The sequence below is a fragment of the Streptomyces sp. TP-A0356 genome (genome assembly GCF_001417775.1).
Classification (GTDB): Bacteria; Actinomycetota; Actinomycetes; order Streptomycetales; family Streptomycetaceae; genus Streptomyces.
The window spans coordinates 46,412-61,957 of sequence record NZ_BBZJ01000012.1; the positions used below are offsets into that span (position 1 = coordinate 46,412).

Sequence of the window (15,546 nt, forward strand, 5' to 3'; positions counted from 1 at the left end):
CTCACTCTTCACGGAAACGAGGTTCTGCCATGACCAGCACCGAGAAGCCCTACCTGATCGGCCATTACACCCCCGCCGTCGACGAGATCACCGCCACCGACCTGGCCGTCGAGGGCACCCTGCCGCCGGAGCTGACCGGCCGGCTGATCCGCAACAGCCACAACCCCAAGCCCGGCATCACCCCCACCCACTGGTTCAAGGGCAGCGGCATGGTCCACGGCATCCGCCTGCGCGAGGGCCGCGCGGAGTGGTACCGCAACCGCTGGGTGCGCACCCCCGCCCTGGACGGCGCCCCCTACATGACCGAGCACGGTCCGGACCTGACCGCCAGCACGGCCGGCACCCACGTCATCGAGCACGCCGGACGCCTGCTCGCCCTGTGCGAGGCGAACTTCCCCTTCGAGCTCACCCGGGACCTGGACACCGTCGGCGCCTACGACTTCGACGGCAAGCTGCGCAGCGCGATGACCGCGCACCCCAAGACCGACCCGGTCACCGGGGAGCTGCACTTCTTCGGCTCCTCACCGTTCCCGCCCTACCTGATGTACTACGTGGCCGACGCCAAGGGTCAGGTCACGCACGCTTTCGAGGTGCCGGGGGCCACCGCTTCCCTCAAGCACGACTTCGCCGTCACCCGCCACCACGTCGTCTTCGTCGAGGGCACGGTCACCTTCGACCCCAACGAGCACTCCGGCATCCCCTACGGCTGGAACGACGCACAGCCGGCCCGGATCGGCGTCATGCCCCGCGGCCCTCAGGGTGCGGAGAAGATCCGCTGGTTCTCCATCGAGCCGGGCAACATGCTGCATGCCGGCAACGCCTACGAGGATGCTGCGGGCCGCATCGTGCTGGAGGGCCCGACCGTGGACAAGGAGGGCTTCCAGCTCTCCTGGAACTGGTGGGTCGGCGCCCCCGGCCGCGGCACCGAGCCCAACACCCGGTCCTACAACCGCCGTTGGGTGATCGACCTGGCCGCCGGCAGCGTCGACGAGCAGATCATCGACGACCTGGCGGTTGAGTTCCCCACGCTCAACGAGGACTTCCTCGGCGCCGAGAACCGCTACCAGTACGCGGTCTCCTTCCCCGACCAGGACGGCTACGGCGGCTACGGCATCGTCAAGTACGACCGCACCACCGGCGCCCGCCGCATCCACCAGGCCGGCGACGCCCGCCTGCCCAGCGAGGCCGTGTTCGTCCCCGCCGCCGGCGCCACCCGCGAGGACGACGGCTACCTGCTCACCGTCGTCTCGGACCTCAAGCAGGACGCCTCACAGCTCCTGGTCCTGGACGCCTCCGGCCTCGACCGGATCGCCACCGTCCACCTCCCGCGCCGGGTCACCGGCGGCATCCACGGCTCCTGGATCCCCGACACCGATGCCGACACCGAATCCGACGCTTCCAACAGCTGAACCCGCCGGCCGGGCCGGGGGACTTCGCTCCCCCGGCCCGGCCGGCCCCGTACCGAACCACCTGCTCCCTGAAAGGCCAAGCATCATGCGTACGTTGACCGTGGCGAAGTTCGCCGCCACCACCACCGCGCTCCTCGTCGCCGTCTCCGGCACGGCCTACGCCCTCACCGACGACAAGCCCGCCACCGCAGGCACCGTCCACGCTGACGTGCAGATCGACGAGACCGCGCCGGTCATCACCCGCGAGAACCTCCTCATCCACGCCCCCCTGCAGACCATCTGGAAGATCCAGACCGACGTCGAGAAGTGGCCCACCTGGCAGCCCAACGTCGAGACGGTCGTCAAGGACACCCCCGGACGCCTCCGCCCCGGCTCCGTGTTCCGCTGGACCACCGAGGGCCTGAACATCACCTCCACCGTCAAGCAGGTCGACTACGGCAAGCGACTGGCCTGGGGCGGCCCCGCCCAGGGCATCACCGCCATCCACGTGTGGACCTTCACCCCTACCCGCGACGGCGTCCTCGTCCACACCGAGGAGTCCTGGACCGGAGCCCCGGTCGTCGCCAACCAGGCCGCCCTGCAGACCGCCCTCGACAACTCCCTCCACAACTGGGTCAACAACCTCAAGCACCAGGCCGAGGGCCAAGCCGCCAAGTAACCCCCCAAGCCGAGGGCCCGGACCTCTTGTCAGGTCCGGGCCCTCGGGCAGGTCATGCAACCCGAAGTCAGGCAGGTTCGGCCGTGGTGCCGCGCACGACGAGGTGCGGGGTGAGGACGACCTCGCGGGGTTCGGTGCGGTCTTGGTCGAGGCGTTCGACGGCGGCGGTCACCGCGTGCCGGGCCTGTTCCCGGGCGCTCTGGCTGACGGTGGTCAGGTTGAAGCAGCTCAGCCTGGAGAGCGTGTCGTCGTCGTAGCCGGCCACGGACACCTCGCCCGGGACGGCGACACCGGCGCGGGCGAGGGCGGTCAAGACGCCGATGGCGCACTGGTCGTTGAACGCGACGACCGCGGTGGGCAGTTGGGGACCGTCGAGGAGATGACGGGCGGCGCGTTCACCGGCCGCTTCGGTGTGGTCACCGGTGAGGACCCGGACGTGGTCGTCCAGGCCGTGGCGACGCATGGCGGTGCGGTAGCCGCGGCGCCGGTCGGTGGCGATGGCACCCTTGCCGCCGTCCACGTAGACGATCTCGCGATGGCCGAGTTCGACCAGGTGGTCGACGATCTGACCCACACCGTCGTCGTCCGCGGTGCGTACGACGTCCAGCGGGGCGTCCGCGATCCGGCGGCCGACGGTGATGACGGGCGCCTTGTTGTCGAGGGCGGCGAGCGCGTTCGCGGGCGCGGTCGGGCCGAGCAGGATCAGCGCCTCGCTGCGGAAGGCCAGGAGGGTCTCCACCGCGGTGTGTTCGTCGCGGGTGCGGGTGAGGGTGCTCAGGACGAGGTCGTAACCGACCTCCTCGGCCGCGGTGTGCAGGTGCTCGACCAGTTCGGCGTGGAAGGGGCTGTGGATGTCGACCATGACGCCGAGCAACCGGCTGCGCCTGCTGGCCAGCGTGCTGGCGGTGCGGTCCACCTGGTAGCCGAGGTCGGCGGCCGCCTTCAGGACACGCTGCCGGGTCCGTTCGCTCGGGCCGGGCACGCCGCGCAGCACCAGGGACACCGAGGCCGTGGACAGGCCCACCCGTGCGGCCACGTCCTCCAACCTCGGGCGTTTCTGCGTGCCGTTCCGGTCACGCGCGGAACCGACGTGATCCACCTGTGCCTCCCCGCGGCAGAGCTCCCCGTACGACACCCTTGACACCCTGACGAAACAAGCCCGATAGATGCCGGCTGTAGCGGGCCCTGGTGTATCCGTGGGGATGGTTGGCGAGCCGGCCCGAGCCGCCGGTGCCGGCCGGCTCCACGTACACCATGGTCAGGAACCTCTCCAGCGCCGGTGCGCGCAGGTACTCCCACGCGATGCCGGGTCCGCCGAGGTGCGCCACGCACACCGGTCCGGTGCCGTGGACGTGATACCGCACGACGGTGCCCCCCACCCCGAGGGTGTGGACTCCTTCGGCCAGCCGCCCGCTGACGGGTGGGACCATCAATGCTCCCGATCTTGAAGGTGGGTCGATGACACCGACAAGACGCGCAGCAGGAGCAGAAGTTCGATCCAGCATGCGTGATGTGGGTCACACCACGCGGAGGGGGGAGCGGCTGGGTCAGGTGGCCGGAAGCTCCGGCACGGAGGAACTCTTCAGCGGGACGGGATGGAACAGGCGCAGTTGAGCCACCCGGCCGCCGCTGAGAGTCATGATCCATGCCACGGCGGGCGGGCAGTGGTCCGGGGCGTCCGCGGGGTTGATGATGTCCATCTCCCACACGGCCAGCGACCGCCCGGCGACGACATTCGCCGGCCGCTGTCGCACCCCGGCCGCCAGATCGCCGTCCATGGCGCGCCCAAGCAGAGCGCCGCCCCCCATCCGCGCGCCGCCGTTCATCAAGGCGATCTCAGGAGACCAGCGCTGCGTCAGAACCTCGCCGAAGCGCCCGGCCTCGGCGGCGGCCAGCGTGTCGCGGGCCTCGCCCCAGCTCGCCGCGGTGCGCACCCGGGCATCGCTGTGCGCTGCGTCCGCCGTCGCGGCCAAGGCGCCGGCGAGCTTGGCCCGCGCCTGGCTCAAACGGCTGCGGACCGTTCCCACCGGCACCCCGCACACCTCGGCGATACGCGCATACGCGGTGACGCCCTCGGTGAAGTGGCGCAGCACCAGCGGCAACCGCAGCGTGGTCGGAAGCTCCTCGACGGCCTCCCACACCCAGTCCCGCATCGCGTGACGCTCCAGCAACTGCTCCGGGTCGGCGTCCGCGTCCGGCAGCGGCAGTGCGGCAAGCGGCTCGACATGCCGGGACTCACGCAGCAGGATCCGGCACCTGTTGCGCACGATCATCCGCAACCATGCGCCGACCGCATGCGGATCCCGTACGTCCGTGATCCGGGCCAAGGCGACGAGCGCCGTGTCCTGCAGCACGTCATCCGCGTCCGGGCCGGGGCCCAGAATGCTCACGGCGACGGCACGCATGCCCGCCCGATGCTGCTCCAGCAGCAGTCCCAAGGCGGCGACGTCACCGGCTTGGGCGGCCCGCGTGAGCATCGCGTCCTCGGCAGCCGCGTCCGCTCCCGCATATTCGGCCATATCAAACCTTCCGCACCCCTGTTCGCACCACAGTAGCGGGCTGACGATCCGATCGCGGTGGTGCGGGTTCGCTTCTCATGACGACGCGTTCGGACGCGGCCGGCTGGTTTGCGGCGTACTGTTCTGCCCGGCGGAGCTGGTCAAGTAGGGAGAGGGGCTACGTCGCATCGGAGCGCGGAGCGGATGCCATTCGAAGGGAAGGGCTGCGATGGAGCGGACAACGTGCTGTGTGGTCGGCGGCGGCCCCGCCGGAATGGTCCTCGGTCTGCTGCTGGCCCGGGCCGGCGTGGCCGTCACGGTCCTGGAGAGGCACGGCGACTTCCTTCGCGACTTCCGCGGCGACACAGTGCATCCGTCGACCTTGGCGCTGCTGGACGACCTCGGTCTGGCCGAGCGCTTCGCCCGTCTGCCGCAACGTCGGGTGACCACGGTCCAGTTGCCGATCGGCGCGGACGGTTCGCTGATCACCGTCTCGGACATCAGCACGCTTTCGGGCCCGTACAACTACGTGGCGATGGTGCCGCAGTGGGACCTGCTCGACCTCCTCGCCGATGAGGCACGAAAGGAGCCTTCCTTCTCCGTGCGGATGAGTACCGAGGCGACGTCCTTTCTGGTGGAGCGCGGGCGGGTGGCCGGGGTGCGATACCGCACGTGCGGCGGCCGTACTGGCGAACTGCGGGCAACCCTGACGGTGGCCTGCGACGGCCGGGGCTCGCTGGCCCGGTCGCTGCCCGAACTACGGCTGCGGCAGTTCACCTGCCCCATGGACGCCTGGTGGTTCCGGCTGCCGCGGCGGGAAGGCGACCCGCACGGGCTCGTGGGAGGCGTCGGCGACCGGTTCCTCACCGCCATGATCGACCGTGGGGAGTACTGGCAGTGCGCCGCACTGATCCCCAAGGGGACCGACGCCGAGCGCCGCGCCGCCGGTCTCGAGCGGTTCATGGCCGAATTCTCCACTGCCGTGCCCTGGCTCGCGGACCGGGCGCATGAGCTGCGGTCGTGGGACGAGGTGAAGATGCTCGACGTACGACTCGACCGCCTCCGGCGCTGGCACCGCCCGGGACTGCTGTGCATCGGCGACGCGGCCCACGCGATGTCGCCGGTCTTCGGCATTGGCATCAACCTCGCCGTCCAAGACGCAGTTGCCGCCGCGCGGCATCTCGTGGAACCGCTGCGCCGGGGTGCAGTCGGCCTGCGGGACGTACGCGGCATCCAGCGGCGCCGGTGGCCGACCACGGCGGCGGCGCAGGCTCTGCAGCGGCTTGCTCACGCACGGATCATCGCGCCCGTCCTCGCGGGACACCCGCCCTTCGGCCACCCCAGACGGGCGCAGCGGATGAGTCAACTGCTCGCCACTGCGCCGTGGCTCAAGCGCGTGCCGGCGTACTTCATCGGCTACGGCGCCATGCGCGAACGCCCGCCCGCCGCGTCGGTGCGGTGAGTTGGTGCGCACGCCGGAACCGGGACCGATCTCGGGGGTGCGGTGCCGGTTCACCGTCGCGGCGGACGGCCCGGCCGCGTCGGCAGCATCGTGTTGGCGAACAGGTAGTCGGCGACGTGGTCACCGATCGCCAGCCCGTCGGTGACGTCCCATCGATAGTGGACACCCAGCCAGATCCGGCTCATCGCGTCCTCCCGGGCGGCCTGGCTGAAGCTGGTGAACGAGCGGTACGCCATGTGTGTGTGCGGGTCCTCGGAGCGCGCGGAGAACGAGACGTCGTCACGGCCGAAGAAGCGCTTCATGGCGCCTGCCCAGGCACCCGCGAGGCCGGCGTGCCCGGAGCTCCAGGCCGGGAAGCACGGGGTGAACGGTGCCCCTGAGCGGTCGGCGCTGAGAGGCTGCCAGGTCGCGTTCGCGCCGCCCATGGCCTGGATCGCGGTCACCGGGCGCCACAGCTTGATCGGTGTGTCGTACTTGGTGTCCCAAACCGCGATCACGGCATCCGCCATCGTCAGCGACACCAGCGCGTACAAGCGGGCAGTCTGGTACTTGTCGAGCCGGTGCTCATTGGCGACGATTCCGGTCATCTGGAGCAGTTGCCCCGGGGGCTTGTAGGTGCCGTCCAGGTCATTGGCCCAGAACCAGGCGGCGGCGGTCTGATCGACGGTGCGCTCGGTGGAGTTGACGGCGCCGAGCCGTCGAACCTCCTCGACCTGGCCCGCGTAAGCCGGGCTGGCCAGCAGATCGGCGTAGGAAGCGAAGGTGGCCATCGTGGCGGGCCGGAACTGCGAGCCCGAGCGAAGTACGAACGGCTTCACCAGGCCCCAGTTCGGGGTCACCGCGTCGCTCGGCTGCCGGCAGGCGCCGCCGGTCGGCCGCCAGGCGCCAGGCGTGGTGGTGTCGCCGCTGTAGACCTGTGTGTTGTCCGAACCGTCGCCCCATCGGGCGTCGTTGATCTGCCTCACCACCGGGTCGACCACCAGGTGGTCGAGGATGTCGTAGGAGTTGGGGGCGTAGCCCGTCCGGGCGATGAACTGGGCGTCGATGTAGGCACGATCGCCTGGGAACAGCTGCGAGATGATCCGGTACGCGGTGCGGTCGATCACCCGCTCCTCCTCGTCCGGACGCCGCCGCGGCGGCCGGGCGGCATACTTCAGCGGCCGGTTGAGGTACGGCTGGTACTTCATGGTTCCGTACGTGTACTGATAGGCGCTCTCGGCGTTGTAGATCGCCGCGTAGGTCATCGCGGCGGCCCTGGTGAGCTTGCCGGGCGCGGCGTTCATCCCCCGCGCATCACGGAAGGTCTGGAGCAGGACCTTGTTCCAGTACTGCGTCGGATCATCACTGTGGTTCGGCGCCGCGGCAGCGGCCGGCTGCGCACCGGCCGCCCCCGGACTCAGCCCGGTGAGCAGGGTGCCGGCCACAACGGCGGCCCCCAGCTGTCCCAGGCGCCTGCCGGCACGGGGCTTCAAGGGTGCGGGCACGGACTTCGCGGCCGACCGCCGGCCATATTTGGGCTCGAGGGCCACGACATTCCTCTCCTCGTCGGTGATCACCAGCGGTGGCATGATGTCAGTCATACAGACACAAACATCAACAATGCGGATATTCCGCGTGTCTTATATCCATGCCGGATCCATGCGCACATGTTCATCCGCTGACGTTCGGTAGCCAACAGAGCCGTGACCGCCCAGACATGACGGGGCTTCACTCGTGTGAGTGATTCCGGAGCCCCATCGGTGCGTTCGACGACGTGACCATGCGTGAACGAGGGATTCCGCGCCGTACCCCAGCAACCTGCAAACGGTGCAAACCTCGCCCTCAACGGGTAAGCCATCGGCTGGCCGGTGAGTGTGTAGCCGGAGGCTGTCAGCGCTCAAGGTCGGCGCACCCGCGAAGCCCGGGCCGCGGCGTCCGCGGCACGCATCCTGAGCCCGGACACGTCCGCCGCCGAACGACAGCAGCCCCGGCGCGGTCCCGATCACCACGACACCGCCGGCGGACAAGCCGCATCTGCTGCTGCCGGTCCCGACGTACGGGCCGCCGCAGAAGGCAGGGGCAGTCCCGCCTGGCACTACGGCCGGGCAGCCGAGGAAGTCGGATCTCGCGCGGGTTACGTCACCGTGCACCGAGCAGTTCGATCAGCTGGGACCGGTGCCTCGCTTCCTCTGTTCCCTCAGCATCCTCTCAGCGGGCGTCGGACAGGCTGGGGGTAGTACCGGTGACGAGCAACCCTTCGCACCGGGTAGGAAGAGGGAGTCCGATGCCCTCCAGTACCCCAGCCCCAACCGTCGCTCCGACTGTGGCATGCACCGGCCTGCATCTCTTCTTCGAAGCCTCCTGTGACCGCAAGCCGTCGGCCGTGGCGCTCGAATGCGGGCAGCGGCGCCTGACATACGCCGGCCTCGACGCACGCGCCAACCAGGTCGCCCACCTCCTGCGCCGTCTGGGCATCGGCCCGGGCGCACGCGTAGCGATCATGCTGCCGCGATCCGTGGGCCTGTACGCGTCCCTGCTGGGCGTCTGCAAGGCCGGGGCGGCGTTCGTACCGATCGACCCCGCCTCACCGCCGGACCGGATCGCCTTCATCCTGAGCGATGCCGCTGTCGCCGTACTCCTGACCACGTCCGCCCTCTCGCCCGCAGCGACCCAGGCGGAGGCGCCCTGGGCGGGTCGGGTGATCGAGACCGACTCGTACGCCGGTGAACTCAGCTCCCTGCCCAGGTCACGCCCGTCCGCCGCCGGTCACGGCGAGGACGACCCCGTCGCGTACATCATGTACACCTCCGGATCCAGTGGCAGGCCCAAGGGCGTGGAGATCGCCCAGTCGAGCATCTGCAACTTCCTCCGTGTCGTAGCCCCCGTCTACGACGTACGACCCCACGACCGGGTGTACCAGGGCATGACCGTCTCGTTCGACTTCTCCATCGAGGAGATCTGGCCGACATGGGCGGCAGGCGCCACGCTCGTCGCCGGACCGACCGGTCCCGGGCGGCTCGGCGACGAACTCGCCGACTTCCTGGAGCAGCGCGACGTCACGGTGCTGTACTGCGTACCGACGCTGTTGGCGACGATCCCGCGGGAACTGCCGCGGATCCGCAGCATCGTCGTGGGCGGCGAGGCGTGCCCGGGGCGGCTCGTCGAGCGGTGGAGCAGGCCGGGACGCCGCATCCTCAACACGTACGGACCGACCGAGGCGACCGTCACGGCGACATGGCAGGAACTGCTTCCCGGCCGGCCCGTGACGATCGGGCGGCCCTTGCCGACGTACTCGGTGGTGCTGCTCGACGAACAGCGCCGGCCCGTGCCCGACGGCGCGGTCGGCGAGATCTGCCTGGGCGGCCCCGGCCTCGCCCGCGGTTACGTGCGCCGACCGGATCTGACCGCCGAGCGCTTCATCGAGCACCCGCTGGCGCCCCGAGGCGGCCGGCTCTACCGCACCGGAGACCTCGGCCGGATGACCGGCGACGGGGAGATCGAGTACCTGGGCCGCGCCGACGCCGAGGTGAAGATCCGCGGATACCGGGTCGCGCTCGGTGAGATCGACAACGTGCTGCTGGAGGACCCCGGCGTGGCCGAAGCGGTCACCGCGCTCGTCGAGGCGCCGGGGACGAAGGGGGACCCGCGGCCCCCGGAGGGCCCGAATCCGCCCGGGCAGGAGGAGACCGAGAAGGGCAAGGTCCTCGCCGCCTACGTCGTTCCTGCCGCGGGCACCCCGGACTCGGATGTCACCTACGACGCCCTCGTCGCCCGCCTGCACGAGCGCCTGTGCCGCGCTCTGCCCTCCTACATGGTGCCGTCGTTCGTGGACGTCCTCGACCGCCTTCCGGCCATGCCGAGCGGCAAGGTCGACCGCACGCGGCTGCCCGCCCCGACCGGCCGCCGGCTCGCGGCCGCCGGCAGGGTGGTGCCCGTCCGCGGCGAGCTGGAGACACGGGTGCGGGACGTCTGGGCACAGGTGCTCGGCATGGCCCCGGCCGAGTTGTCGGCCGATGCGGACTTCTTCACCGACCTAGGCGGCCACTCCCTGCTCGCGGCTCGGGCCGTGTCGCTGCTGCGCGGCCGGGACGGCGAAGCCGGCCCCACTCTGCGCGACCTCTACGGACATCCGACCGTGCGCGCGTTCGCGGCGCGGCTGCGCACCTCGGCCACCAGCCGCACAGTCGGCCCGCCCCGCCCGGAACCGATCCGCCACGGCCGCGGCCGGGTCGCGCTCGCCGGGCTGGCCCAGGCCGGGGCGCTCTACGTCCTGGTGTTCCTGCTCACGTTGCCGGCGGCCGTGTCGTACGCCGCACATCACGGCAGTGTCTCGGGCTGGCAGATCGTGCAGCCGACGATCGCCGTGCTGGCCGGATACGCCGCCGTTCGCTGGATGGTCCCCGTTGCCCTCTCGCGCCCGCTGGCGGCGGGCATCGGTGCGGGACGCTACCCGCTGTGGCGAGCGACCTACCTGCGCCTGTGGGCGTTGAACCTGCTGCTGACTGTCATCAGCCCCCTTCGGGTGCTCGCCGGCTCCCCCATGATGGCCCCCTACCTGCGGCTGCTCGGAGCCCACGTCGGAGCCCGCACCACGATCGCGACCGGCATGGTCAGCCTGCCGACCCTGCTGAGCATCGGAAGCGACGCCGCGGTCGGCTACGGGGTCTCCCTGCGCGCCTGGGAGGTCGCGGACGGATGGGTCACCGTGGCCCCGATCACGATCGGCAAGCGGGCGTACGTCGGTGCCAACGCGGTTCTCGAACCCGGGGCGTGCATGGGCCACCGCTCCGGGCTCGGTGAGCAGTCCGTCATCGGCCAGGGCGAGGAAGTCCCCGCCGGAGCACGCCGAGCCGGATCGCCTGCGCGCCCGGTGAAGGCCCTCGCCCCGGCCGTCGAGACCATGCTGCACCGGCGCGGCGACGCGGACGGATGGCGGCCGCGGCACGTGGCCGCCGCGCTGCTCGGTCTGGCATTCCTGGAACTGGCCGTGCCGGTCATGGTCCTGCCGAGCGTCGCGCTGTTCTGGTGGGCCTGGCTGCGCTGGGGCACGGGGGCGGGGCTGGTCGCCACCGCCCTGTCCGGCCCGGTGTTCGTGGGCACCGTGTGCTTCGTGGTCGCCCTCGGCAAACGCGTGGTCCTGCCCAGGCTGCCCGTCGGCATCCATCCGACGCGCTCCTCACTCGGCGTGCGCAAATGGGTGGCGGACAAGCTGCTGGAGTACAGCCTCACGTTCACCAACTCCCTCTACGCCACCCTCTACACCGTGCCGTGGCTGAGGCTGCTCGGCGCGCGCGTGGGCCGGGGCACCGAGGTGTCCACCGCCGCGTACATCGACCCGGACCTGCTCACCCTCACAGAGGACAGTTTCGTCGCGGACATGGCAAGCATCGGCGCCGCCGCCTTTGCGGCCGACCGCGTGGCATTCGGGGTCACCCGGGTCGGCAGCCGTGCGTTCGTCGGCAACGCGGCCCTCGTACCGGCCGGATCTGAACTCGGGGCGGGCTCACTCATCGGCGTTGGCACGGTCCCGCCGCCCGGCCGCGTACCCGATGGCACCACGTGGCTCGGCTCCCCCGCGCTGCGGCTGCCGGTGCGCCAGAGCAGCGGGCCGTTCCCGGAGCAACTGACGTACCGCCCGGCCCGCAAGGCGATCCTCGGCCGCCTGGGCATCGAGTTCTTCCGCGCCACCATGCCCGCCTCGCTCCTGGCAACCAGCGCCTACCTGTACCTGCTGGCGCTGTCCGGCCTCACCTCCCGTATGGGGCTGCTGGTGCCGGTGCTCGTGTCGCCCTTCCTGGCCATGGGCGCGGCCCTCGCAGTCATCGCGTACTGCGTGGTGGTCAAGCGGCTCCTCATCGGGACGTACCGGCCGCGCGTCGAGCCACTGTGGAGCCTGTTCGTCCGCCGTACGGAGTTCGTCACCGGCCTCTTCGAGGCCGCCGCGGTCCCCGTCGGGGTGGGTGCACTGGTGGGAACGCCGTTCCTGCCACGGGTGCTGCGTCTGTTCGGCGCCCGCATCGGCCGACGCACCTGGATCGGCACCACCTTCCTCACCGAGTTCGACCTGGTGGAGGTGGGCGACGACGCCGCTGTCGGCATGAACGTCTCGTTGCAGACACACCTGTTTGAAGATCGCGTCATGAAGATGTCGAAGGTGACCGTCCGGACCGGTGCGAGCATCGGCACTCGCGCGGTCGTGCTGTACGACGCGGTGGTGGGTGAGGGCGTCCGGCTCGGGGCTCTGTCCCTGGTGATGAAGGGCGAACACCTGACGCCGGGGACGAGCTGGCGCGGGCTGCCCGCGGAAGGCTGACCGGGCAGCCCGGCGCCGGTCGGCGGGAGCGGCCCCGGGCAGCCCGGCGCCGGTCGGCGGGAGCGGCCCCGGGCAGCCCGGCGCCGGTCGGCGGGAGCGGCCCCGGGCAACCCGGCGCCGGTCGGCGGCAGCGGCCGCCGCCACCCCGCATCGCCCGCAAGGGTTCGGCGACTCCGGTACTGCCCGGCGTGGGAATCTCGCGTTCTCGGTTCCGACCTCGGAATGTGACATGGCTCCTATGCGGGTTTTGTCTCTTCTGCGCAGGATGTTCCTTTCAGTCCGCCGGTGGTCGGCGGGCGCGTGGGAAGGAGGTCTGCCGTGCCGGAGCATGTACACGTTCGCATCACCCGGGGTCTGGGCGTCAGCGAAAGCGGCGAGCTCGTGGAGTACTCCTCCTGCCGCTGTGGGGCCAGCTGGAGCAAGGTCTTCCAGGTCCGGGACGAGGGTTCCGAGTAGGCCGGACGGCCTGTGGTCTTCGCCACCGGATCCGCGCACCTGGCGGCGTCCGCTCCCCCACCCGCCGCGCGCAGGGGTGTCTCAGCCCTGGTCGGGCGGGTACAGCGCGCGGGACACCCGCTGGTGCAGGTCGTGCTGCCTGTCGCCGGGCGCGGTCGGCGCCGCCTGCCGAACCGCCTGGGCGAGCATGCGGAGCTTGACGTTGGTGTGCTGCGAATGCCGGCGCAGGATCCGCAGCGCCACATCGGCGTCGACGCCATACAGCGCCATCAGCACACCCCGGGCCAGGTCCACATCCTCCTGCGAGGCACGGGCCCGGGCGATGTCCTGACCGGCCACGCGATGCGCGGCGCCCGCTACCACCTGTGTCACGTCGACGACGAAACCCCTCAGGGACACGACATCGTCACCGTCGCATCGCCCGTCGCCGACCATCACCGCCTGGTGTTCGGTGCCGCCCTTGTCCTGGATGCGCAGCACACAGCTGAAGGGCTTCCCCGTGCGCCGGCCCAGGTCCAGGGCGTCGTCGAGGCACGAGCGATCCTCGGGATGGACGTGGTCACGCAGCAGCCCACCGGAGGGCATCACCGTGTCGGCCTCGTAGCCGAGCAGCCGGAACAGATCGTCGGACCACCACCAGATGTCCTCCGGGATCCGGAAGAGGAAGAGGCCGGTCAGCTCGCCCAGCTGGTCGTTCAACGCGTCGGGCACTGTCGTCCCCTCCTCCACCACGGTGCGATACCGGGTAACCGTCATCGGGCAGGGCCCCGGCGGATTCAGCTCAAACCAGGCCCTCCACCAGGCCGCCGCCCGCCGTGAGGCGAGCATCCGGCGCTTGCGAAGGACCACCCGGACCGGCGGCAGCTGTCGCATCACCGTCCGTGCCGACCATGGAGCGTCTCTCGTCGCCGCGCCCGGGTGTCAGGTCACACATCGACGACCCTAGCGCCTGCTCCGCTCTTCCACCCCTGCGTTCGCGTGAGCGTGCCACGTTCGATGGTCAGGTCGATGTCGGCCAGATCGATGCCGGGCAGGTCCAACGGCACGTATCCGACTGCGCGCGGCAGCGCCTTCTTGGCTGCCCCGGTCAGCGGCAACCGAAGGTCATCGAGGCCGGCAAGCTGACCGTCGCGGTCTCCGGCCCACGCGAGGTGTTCGACGCCGTCGAGCCGCTCCTGAACCTGCTGGATCGCGGTGTTACCTACGTCGGCGCGGACGAGGTGGCCCGCCTGGTCAAGATCGCGCACAACGTCTTCCTGGGTGTCGTCACCCAGTCGCTGGCCGAGATCACACTCCTCGCGGAGAAGGGCGGCGTCACGCGCTCCGCGTTCCTGGAGTTCCTCATCAACTCGGTGATGGGCTCGGCCTTCAGCAGGTACAAGTCTCCGGCGCTGATCAACCTGGACTTCAAGCCGACCTTCACCAACATCCTGCTGCGCAAGGACTTCGACCTGGGACTGTCCGCGGCCCGCGAACTGGAGGTCCCGATGCCCGTGGCCTCCGCCACCGCGCAGCTCGTCCAGGCGGCGATCGGCGCCGGCCACACCGAAGATGACTACGGCCTCACCGCCCGGCCCTGAGCGCTCCGCCAAGGCCCCCCCGTCGGAGCCCCGCATGGTTTCGTCAAGCCAAGCGAGGCCCCCCCCCCCAGCCCCTCGTAACGGCGTGGGGGTGAGTCGGTGACGGCCGTCCGCTCCCCGACGAGATGGGTGACCCGCTACGTGCGGAGCCCCGTGATCGACCACCGAGTGGCGCCCGTGCCCGGACCGGGGCGATTCTGGTGTTGATGGCCCCGGTGATGAACAAGGACGCGCCACCGCGACGGAAGGGCTCGCCAGCCCTTCCCCTTTTCCTCCTCTTCCTCCGTATGCGAGGAGAATTCCTCCGTATGCGAGGAGAAACAGCCACCCGCTGACGCGTGTTCGGGGCCCCGATCACAGCGCTCCCAGCATGAGGCACGACCGCCGGGCCTCCGGCACGGGAGGAGACCGATGAGTGGACGACTGACGGGCAGGAAGGCCTTGGTCACCGGTGGCTCACGAGGGATCGGCGAGGCGGTGGCCCGCAGGCTCGCCGCTGACGGGGCCGACGTTGCCATCAACTACCGCAGCAGCAGCGACGCGGCTGAAGCTCTCGCCGCGGAGCTCGCCGCCGATGGCGGACGCGCAGCCGCGATCAAGGCGGACGTCAGCGATCCGGACCAGATCCAGCGACTCACCGATCAGGCCGCCGACGCTCTTGGCGGACTCGACATCCTGGTCAGCAACGCGGGGGTAGAGCACTTCGGCAAGCTGGACGCCGTCACCCCAGCCGACTTCGACAGGGTCTTCGCCATCAACACACGAGGCCAGTTCTTCGCCGTACAGAACGCTGTACGGCATATGGGCGAAGGAGGAAGGATCGTCCTGACGTCATCGGGTAGTGCCCACAAGGCGGTCTTCTACCACGCCCTTTATGCGTCGAGCAAGGCCGCCGTCGAATCCATCGCGCTCAACCTCAGCCCCGAACTCGGCCGGCGAGGCATCACCATCAACGCCATCGCGCCTGGCGGAACTGTCACCGACATGTCCGGCCGCGCAGGCTCCAACTACGTACATCCCGACGTCGACGCTGATTTCAACACCGCCATCCGCACTGCCAGTTCGCTCGGGAGGATGGCCCAGCCCGCTGAGATCGCCGCAGTCATCGCGTTCCTGGTGTCCGACGATGCCTCGTTCATCACCGGCCGGACCATCCAGGCCGACGGCGGCTGGTTCTGACCCGCGAACTAC

General features: G+C 70.4%; 13 protein-coding genes. 7 read left to right on the forward strand and 6 right to left on the reverse strand.

All coding sequences use genetic code 11. From position 1 onward, the window contains the following. The first annotated feature begins 29 nt into the window (after window positions 1-29). Both ASC56_RS00330 and ASC56_RS00335 read left to right on the forward strand, forming a co-directional pair. Window positions 30-1,409: a carotenoid oxygenase family protein gene (locus ASC56_RS00330; RefSeq protein ID WP_055489078.1), complete on the forward strand. Its 1,380-nt coding sequence runs from the start codon at window positions 30-32 to the stop codon at window positions 1,407-1,409. Window positions 1,410-1,494: 85 nt separating this feature from the next. Continuing rightward, the gene (locus ASC56_RS00335; protein ID WP_055489079.1) at window positions 1,495-2,067 is read left to right on the forward strand and encodes an SRPBCC family protein; all 573 of its coding nucleotides are present in this window, start codon (window positions 1,495-1,497) and stop codon (window positions 2,065-2,067) included. Window positions 2,068-2,134: 67 nt separating this feature from the next. On the opposite strand, the gene ASC56_RS00340 is transcribed toward ASC56_RS00335, so the two are convergent. The 3 genes from ASC56_RS00340 to ASC56_RS00350 all read right to left on the reverse strand — a co-directional run bounded on the left by ASC56_RS00340 (window position 2,135) and on the right by ASC56_RS00350 (window position 4,586). Continuing rightward, a complete protein-coding gene (locus tag ASC56_RS00340; RefSeq protein WP_234376787.1) occupies window positions 2,135-3,103 on the reverse strand; it encodes a LacI family DNA-binding transcriptional regulator in 969 nt (322 codons plus the stop codon). A gap of 37 nt (window positions 3,104-3,140) precedes the next feature. After that, a complete protein-coding gene (locus ASC56_RS00345; RefSeq protein ID WP_055489081.1) occupies window positions 3,141-3,497 on the reverse strand; it encodes a hypothetical protein in 357 nt (118 codons plus the stop codon). A 117-nt stretch (window positions 3,498-3,614) separates the two neighbouring features. Continuing rightward, on the reverse strand, window positions 3,615-4,586 hold the full coding sequence (locus tag ASC56_RS00350) for an RNA polymerase sigma factor (protein ID WP_055489082.1): 972 nt from the start codon (window positions 4,584-4,586) through the stop codon (window positions 3,615-3,617). Window positions 4,587-4,794: 208 nt separating this feature from the next. Between ASC56_RS00350 and ASC56_RS00355 the strand changes: the two genes are divergently transcribed. Next, window positions 4,795-6,027 (forward strand): FAD-dependent oxidoreductase, encoded by a 1,233-nt coding sequence (locus ASC56_RS00355; RefSeq protein ID WP_055489083.1) that lies wholly within the window; start codon window positions 4,795-4,797, stop codon window positions 6,025-6,027. Between the two features lie 50 nt (window positions 6,028-6,077). Here the strand turns inward: ASC56_RS00355 and ASC56_RS00360 are convergent, their stop codons facing one another. Beyond that, on the reverse strand, window positions 6,078-7,607 hold the full coding sequence (locus ASC56_RS00360; RefSeq protein WP_234376788.1) for a vanadium-dependent haloperoxidase: 1,530 nt from the start codon (window positions 7,605-7,607) through the stop codon (window positions 6,078-6,080). A gap of 722 nt (window positions 7,608-8,329) precedes the next feature. Here ASC56_RS00360 and ASC56_RS00365 point away from each other — a divergent pair. Further along, a complete protein-coding gene (locus ASC56_RS00365; RefSeq protein WP_234376789.1) occupies window positions 8,330-12,319 on the forward strand; it encodes a Pls/PosA family non-ribosomal peptide synthetase in 3,990 nt (1,329 codons plus the stop codon). A gap of 318 nt (window positions 12,320-12,637) precedes the next feature. Beyond that, entirely contained in the window at window positions 12,638-12,775 is a 138-nt protein-coding gene (locus ASC56_RS41035; protein ID WP_199835821.1) for a hypothetical protein, read from the forward strand. A gap of 81 nt (window positions 12,776-12,856) precedes the next feature. Here the strand turns inward: ASC56_RS41035 and ASC56_RS00370 are convergent, their stop codons facing one another. Together ASC56_RS00370 and ASC56_RS41040 are read right to left on the reverse strand one after the other, a co-directional pair. Beyond that, entirely contained in the window at window positions 12,857-13,486 is a 630-nt protein-coding gene (locus ASC56_RS00370) for a PAS and ANTAR domain-containing protein (RefSeq protein WP_055489084.1), read from the reverse strand. Between the two features lie 215 nt (window positions 13,487-13,701). Next, the gene (locus ASC56_RS41040; protein ID WP_199835823.1) at window positions 13,702-14,022 is read right to left on the reverse strand and encodes a hypothetical protein; all 321 of its coding nucleotides are present in this window, start codon (window positions 14,020-14,022) and stop codon (window positions 13,702-13,704) included. On the opposite strand from ASC56_RS41040, the gene ASC56_RS00375 reads away from it, so the two are divergent. After that, complete coding sequence (locus ASC56_RS00375; RefSeq protein WP_199835825.1) at window positions 13,996-14,355, forward strand: NAD-binding protein; 360 nt, start codon at window positions 13,996-13,998, stop codon at window positions 14,353-14,355. The genes ASC56_RS41040 and ASC56_RS00375 overlap by 27 nt on opposite strands. 411 nt (window positions 14,356-14,766) lie before the next feature. After that, entirely contained in the window at window positions 14,767-15,534 is a 768-nt protein-coding gene (locus ASC56_RS00380) for an SDR family NAD(P)-dependent oxidoreductase (RefSeq protein ID WP_063784899.1), read from the forward strand. The last annotated feature ends 12 nt before the right edge of the window (window positions 15,535-15,546 follow it).